Origin of the sequence: Cupriavidus taiwanensis (assembly GCF_900249755.1) — a bacterium.
Classification (GTDB): domain Bacteria; phylum Pseudomonadota; class Gammaproteobacteria; order Burkholderiales; family Burkholderiaceae; genus Cupriavidus; species Cupriavidus taiwanensis_D.
This window is the reverse complement of the sequence record NZ_LT976853.1, coordinates 3,319,934-3,325,933: the sequence shown is the minus strand read 5'-3', so window position 1 is coordinate 3,325,933 and position 6,000 is coordinate 3,319,934. Positions and strand designations below refer to the sequence as shown.

General features: G+C 68.1%; 6 protein-coding genes. 1 reads left to right on the top strand and 5 read right to left on the bottom strand.

The annotated features are described in order from the left end of the window. Nucleotides 1-434 (top strand): helix-turn-helix domain-containing protein (locus tag CBM2594_RS15215; RefSeq protein WP_147310424.1); only part of this gene is annotated, 434 nt, incomplete at its 5' end. 39 nt (nt 435-473) lie between these two features. Here the strand turns inward: CBM2594_RS15215 and CBM2594_RS15210 are convergent. The 5 genes from CBM2594_RS15210 to CBM2594_RS15190 form a co-directional block, all read right to left on the bottom strand. Next, nucleotides 474-1,562, bottom strand: a complete 1,089-nt coding sequence (locus CBM2594_RS15210; RefSeq protein WP_116357554.1) for a CobW family GTP-binding protein — start codon at nt 1,560-1,562, stop codon at nt 474-476. 66 nt (nt 1,563-1,628) lie between these two features. Continuing rightward, the gene (locus CBM2594_RS15205) at nt 1,629-2,225 is read right to left on the bottom strand and encodes a UbiX family flavin prenyltransferase (protein WP_116357553.1); all 597 of its coding nucleotides are present in this window, start codon (nt 2,223-2,225) and stop codon (nt 1,629-1,631) included. Continuing rightward, entirely contained in the window at nt 2,222-4,510 is a 2,289-nt protein-coding gene (locus tag CBM2594_RS15200; protein ID WP_116357552.1) for a xanthine dehydrogenase family protein molybdopterin-binding subunit, read from the bottom strand. The genes CBM2594_RS15205 and CBM2594_RS15200 overlap by 4 nt, the downstream gene beginning before the upstream one ends. Further along, a complete protein-coding gene (locus CBM2594_RS15195) occupies nt 4,510-5,022 on the bottom strand; it encodes a (2Fe-2S)-binding protein (RefSeq protein WP_116357551.1) in 513 nt (170 codons plus the stop codon). Before CBM2594_RS15195 ends, CBM2594_RS15200 begins: the two co-directional genes overlap by 1 nt. Further along, a complete protein-coding gene (locus tag CBM2594_RS15190) occupies nt 5,010-5,882 on the bottom strand; it encodes an FAD binding domain-containing protein (RefSeq protein WP_116357550.1) in 873 nt (290 codons plus the stop codon). The genes CBM2594_RS15195 and CBM2594_RS15190 overlap by 13 nt, the downstream gene beginning before the upstream one ends. Between the last annotated feature and the right edge of the window lie 118 nt (nt 5,883-6,000).

Here is a 6,000-nt window from a genome sequence, read left to right as displayed (position 1 = left end):
ATGCCAGCATCGAACGCATCGTGCTGTCGACGCTGCTGCTCGACCGCTTTGCCGCGGACGGCAATATGCTGCCGCGCCGCTTCGAGGCGGTGCTGCCGGACTGCGTGCGCCACGCCATTGCCTACCTGCGCGCCAACCTGGACCAGCCGCTGACGCTGGAGCAGATCGCCGCGCATTGCGGCGTGTCGGCGCGCACGCTGCAGCTGGGCTTTCGCAAGAGCAAGAACACCACGCCGATGGAGTACCTGCGGCTGCTGCGGCTGCATGGCGCGCGTGCCGACCTGCAACGGGCGCGGCGACAGAAGGGCATGGTGGGCGCGATTGCGCTGCGGCACGGCTTTACCCACCTGAGCCTGTTCTCGCGCGAGTACCGGCGCGAGTTTGGCGAACTGCCGTCGCAGACGTTGCGCGCGGCAGCGCAGCAGGACGACTGACGGCAACCCGGTCAGCCCCTGCTGCGGGTCAGCACGGAATCAGGCTGCCTGGGCCACGGGCAGGCACACCTTCAGCAGCGTCTGCAGCCGCTGCCTGTCGAGGTTGCGGCCGATGAACACGAACTTGCTTTGCGCGGGTTCCGCGCCCCACGCTTCGGCGGGATGGAAGTCCATCAGCCGGTGCACCGCCTGTAGCACGTAGCGGCGGTCATCGCCCTCCACCGCGACGATGCCCTTCATCCGGAACACATCGTCGCCCTGCGCGGCCAGCAGTGCCTTCAGGCCGTGCTCCAGCCGCTGGCGGTCGAACGGCTGGTCGAACACCAGCGATACGGAAGTGACCGACGGATCGTGGCGGTGGCCGTGCGCGTCGTCATCGTGCGCGTGGTCGCAGTGCTCGTCGCAGACGTGGTCGTGATGGTCATGGTCGTGCGCGTGATCGTGATGGTCATCGTGCGCGTCGGCCGGGATGGTGCCCGTCGTGAAGCCGCCGATGCCGAGGATCTTGCCCAGGTCCACCTGCGCGAAGTTGGAGCGCAGGATCTGCGCGCCTTCGTTCAGCCGGTGGATGCGTGCCTCCAGCCGGTCGAGCTGCGCGGCGTCGACCAGGTCGGTCTTGTTGAGGATCACGCGGTCCGCCGCCACGATCTGGTCGACCGCCTGGTTGTCGAAGCCGGTCAGCTGCGGGTCGTCGAGGTGGCTCTCGATATGCACCGCGTCCACCAGCGTCAGGATGCCGTCCAGCGTGACCTGCCTGGCGACTTCGTTGTCCATGAAGAAGGTGGCCGCCACCGGCGTGGGGTCGGCCAGGCCGCTGGTCTCAACCAGGATATGGTCGAAGCGCTCGGGCTGCTCCAGCAGCTTCTGCAGGATGCGCACCAGGTCCGTGCGCACGTCGACCACGCAGCAGATGCAGCCGTTGGTCATCTGGTAGATCTCTTCGTCCGAGGTCATCACCAGGTCAGAATCGACATCGACCTCGCCGAACTCGTTCTCGATCACGGCGATGCGGTGGCCGTGCTTCTGCGTCAGGATGTGGTTGAGCAGCGTCGTCTTGCCCGAGCCAAGGAAGCCGGTAAGGATGGTGACCGGGACGGGCGGCTGTTGTGCGACGGCAGGTGCGTTCATGTTGTCTCCTGGTTTCTACCGGTTGGGTACTGCGTTCCCCGCTGTCGCGAGGCGAAAACTGTCTTGTCAGGCGGTGGCGACGTTGGGGCGCAAGCCTTGCCAGCGTGTCACCAGCCCGTCGTGCGGCACGTCGAACAGGTCCAGCACGCGCCCCACGGTGTGGTTGACGATGTCGTCCACCGACTGCGGATGCGTGTAGAACGCCGGCACCGGCGGCAGCACGATCGCGCCCATCTCGGTCACCGTGGTCATGTTGCGCAGGTGCACCAGGTGGAAGGGCGTCTCGCGCGCCAGCAGCACCAGCCGGCGGCGCTCCTTGAGCATCACGTCGGCGGCGCGCGTGACCAGGTTGTCGGCCAGCCCGGTGGCGATGGCGGCCAGCGTGCGCATCGAGCACGGCGCCACCACCATGCCGTCGCAGCGGAACGAGCCGCTGGCGATGGTCGCGCCGATATCGCGCACGTTGTGCACCACGCTGGCCATGGCCTCGATCTGCGGGCGCTGCAGGCCCAGCTCGTGGTGCGCGGTCAGCAGGCCGGACGGCGAGCAGACCAGGTGGGTCTCCCAGCCGTCCAGCGCCGCCAGTGCCTGCAGCACGCGCACGCCGTAGACCGCGCCGCTGGCGCCGGTGATGGCGACCACCAGCCGTTGCTTGCGGGTCATGAGGCGGCGCCTTCCTGCGCGGCTTTCTCCGCCAGTGCCTGCAGCACTTGCTCCGGCTTGATCGGGTAATGGCGGAAGCGCACGCCGATGGCATCGAACACCGCATTGGCAATCGCCGGCCCGATCGCGACGATCGGGTCTTCGCCCACGCCCTTGGCGCCGAACGGTCCGCCGGGATCGGGCGCGGCTTCGAGGATCACGGTGCGGATCTCCGGCATATCCATCGCGAGCGGCATCTTGTAGTCGACGAAGTTGGCGTTGAGCGAGCGGCCGGTGCGCATGTCGATCTGGTAGTCCTCATACAGCGTGTGGCCGATGCCCTGCTGGATGCCGCCTTCGATCTGGCCCGCTGCAGCCACCGGGTGGATCACCTTGCCGACGTCATGCACAGGCACCACCTGCTGCACGGTGATGAAGCCGGTTTCGGTATCGACCGCCACCTCGACGAAATGCGCCGCGAACGAATATGACTTGGTCGGGTGGTAGGTGGCGGTACCGACCAACTGCGCGGCGGGAATGCCCTTGCGCGGCATCACCGCCTCGCGCACCGTCAGCGTGGGGCCGTCGCGGTCGCGCACGGCGATCACGCCGGCGGTGAGCGTCAGCGCCTGGGGCTCGCACTCCATCAGCCTGGCGGCGCGCTCGAACAGCTGGCGCTTGATCTCGCCGGCCGCCATCTGCGCAGCCTTGCCGACCATGTAGGTGGTGTGGCTGGCAAAGGCGCCGATGTCCCAGGGCACCACGTCAGTGTCGCCATGCACGACCGATACCGCTTCGAACGGCAAGGTCAGCTCTTCCGCGACGATTTGCGCCAGCGCGGTATGCGCGCCGGTGCCCAGCCCGGCGGCGCCGGTCAGCAGTACCACCGTTCCATCCTCGTTCATCTTGATGATGGCGTTGCCCTGTTCCTTGATGCCGGGATAGGCGCTGCTGCCGTGCATCTCGCAGCCCAGGCCCCAGCCGGTGCGGACCGGGCCGCTGGTGTCGCGCGGGCGGCGCCGCAGCGCGGGCCAGTCGAGCAACGCCATGCCCTTTTCGATGCAGGCTTCCAGGCCGTACCCGATCAGCGGATGGTTGGACGGCGCGATATCGCCTTCGCGCACCGCGTTCTTCAGCTTCAGCGCGGCGGGGTCCATGCCCAGGTGCGCGGCGGCCTCGTCCAACTGCACGTCGAGCGCGTAGTAGGTCTGCACCACGCCATAGCCGCGGAACGCGCCGGCGATGGGGCTGTTGGTGTAGACGCAGCGCCCTTCGAGCAGCACGTTGTCACAGCGGTACAGCGACACCAGCGCGGCGGTGCCGACGTTGGTCACGCCAGGACCATGCGATCCGTACGCGCCCGAGTTGAACACTACCTTGGCCTGGCGCGCGGTGATGGTGCCGTCGTTGCGGAAGCCCTGCTTGAGCCAGATCCTGGCCGGATGGCGCGTGCGGCCGCCGAGGAAGGTTTCCTCGCGCGTGTACTCCATGCGCACCGGCCGGCGCGTCTCGCGCGCCAGCAGCGCGCACAGGAACTCATGCTGGAACAGGTCCTGCTTGGCGCCGAAGCCGCCGCCCATGTGGTCGACCAGCACGCGCACCTTGTGCAGCGGCAGGCCCAGCACCTCGGCCATGATGCCGCGCACCATGAACGCGGTCTGGGTGGAGATCCACACCGTCAGGTTGCCGTTGCCGTCCCAGCTGCACGTGAGCACGTTGGGCTCCATGTAGGCGGGGGTGGGGCGGCCGCCTTCGTAGATCCCTTCGAGGATGAAGTCGGCTTCGGCAAAGCCGGCTTCGACGTCGCCGCGCCGCACGATCACCGGCGGCAGCACCAGGTTGCCGCCGGGCTCGCGGTCGTGGATGCGCGGCGCGTCGGAGCGCTCGGCGTCTTCGGTGGTGAAGACGGCGGGCAGCGTTTCGTATTCGACCTCGATCAGTTCGAGCGCACGCTCGGCAATCTCCTCGCTGATCGCGGCCACCGCGGCGACGCCTTCGCCCCAGTAGCGCACCTTGTCGTCCAGGATGTACTGGTCGCAGGTCACCGAAGCGGAGCGCGGGTGCGGCGAGCCGGCGTGCAGCACGCGCGGCACGTTCTGGTGCGTCAGCACGGCCTTGACGCCGGGCAGGGCCAGCGCGCGCGACGTGTCGATGCGGCGGATTTTCGCGTGGGCGACATTGCTGCGCTTGATCTTGCCAAACAGCAGGCCGGGGAAGGGCATGTCGGCAACGTACCTGGCGTTGCCGGTGACCTTGTCGAGCAGGTCGGTGCGCTTGACGCTGTGTCCGATCACGGCGTGGGTCATCATGCCTCCTCGCTGGCGCGGGTGCGGTGTGCGCACCCGGCCGGGTCCATGGCCGCGGCGGTCTGCTCGATGGCCTCGATGATCTTGGTGTAGCCGGTGCAGCGGCAGATATTGCCGGCAATGGCAAAGCGGATCTCGTCGCGCGTGGGATGCGGGTTCTCATCCAGCAAGGCCTTGGCCATCACCACGAAGCCGGGCGTGCAGAAGCCGCACTGCGCGGCGCCGCAGCGCATGAACTGCTCCTGCAGCGGATGCACGGTATCGGGCGCGGGCTGCACGCCTTCGATGGTGGTGATGTGGCAGCCGTGCGCTTCGGGCGCCAGCACCAGGCAGGAATTCATCGGCTTGCCGTCGATGATGACGGTGCACGAGCCGCATTCGCCCACGTCGCAGCCCTTCTTGGTGCCGGTCAGGCCGGCGTCGTGGCGCAGCGCGTCGAGCAGCGTGCCGTGCGCTTCCACCGCCAGTTCGCGCGGTTCGCCGTTGATGACGAGTTCGATCATTTTTCGCATGATGCAGCCTCCAGGGCTTGTTCCAGGGCGCGGCGGGTCAGCACGCTGACCATCTGCCGCCGGTAGGCTTCGCTGGCGCGCACATCGCTGATCGGACGGGCCTCGTCCATGGCGGCGTGCGCGGCCTGCAGGACCAAGGCATCGGTGACGCGCCGGCCGCGCAGCACCTGCTCGGCACGCGCGGCGCGCACCGGGGTCGGGCCGACCGCGGCGAGCACGATGCCGACGTCGGCGCAGTGGCCGTTCTCGACCGTCAGCGATACCGCCACGCCGACCGTGGCCAGTTCCATCTGCACGCGGCGGCCATGCTTCAGATACACCTTGCCGGTGTTGGGGCGCGGCGCCGGCACGGTGATGCGGGTGACGATCTCGTCCGGCGCGATCGCGGTCTTGCCGACGCCGGTGACGAAGTCCTCCACGCGCAGCTCGCGCGAGCCGGACATGCCGTACAGGTGCACCGAGGCGCCGTCCGCCACCAGCGGCGCGATCGAATCCGCAGACGGCGACGCGCGGCATACATTGCCGACCACGGTGGCGCGATGGCGCACCTGGATCGAGGCGAAGTCCGTCACGGCTTTCGCCAGGCTGGCGTAGTGGCGCTGCACGAAGCCCGACGTCTCCACCGCGCGCGTGGTCACCAGCGCGCCGATGCGCAGGCCGTTGACGGGGTCGAACGTCAGCACGTCCATGCCCGGGATCTTCTTGATGTTGATCACCTGCTCGGGCTTGCGCACGGACTCCTTGATCTGCACCAGCAGGTCGGTGCCGCCGGCCAGCACGCTGGCCTTGCCGCCGCACCGGTGCAGCATGGCCGAGGCTTCGGCCAGCGTTGCCGGTTCGAAATATTCAAACGCTCTCATTGCTCCTCCTGGTCTGTGCCATCGGCGGCGGCCTGTCGCGAGTGGGCGTTATGGCGCGCACCGTTGAAGTCATCATGGGCGGATGGACTTCATCGGTAAAGGCCCGGAAACGGATTAA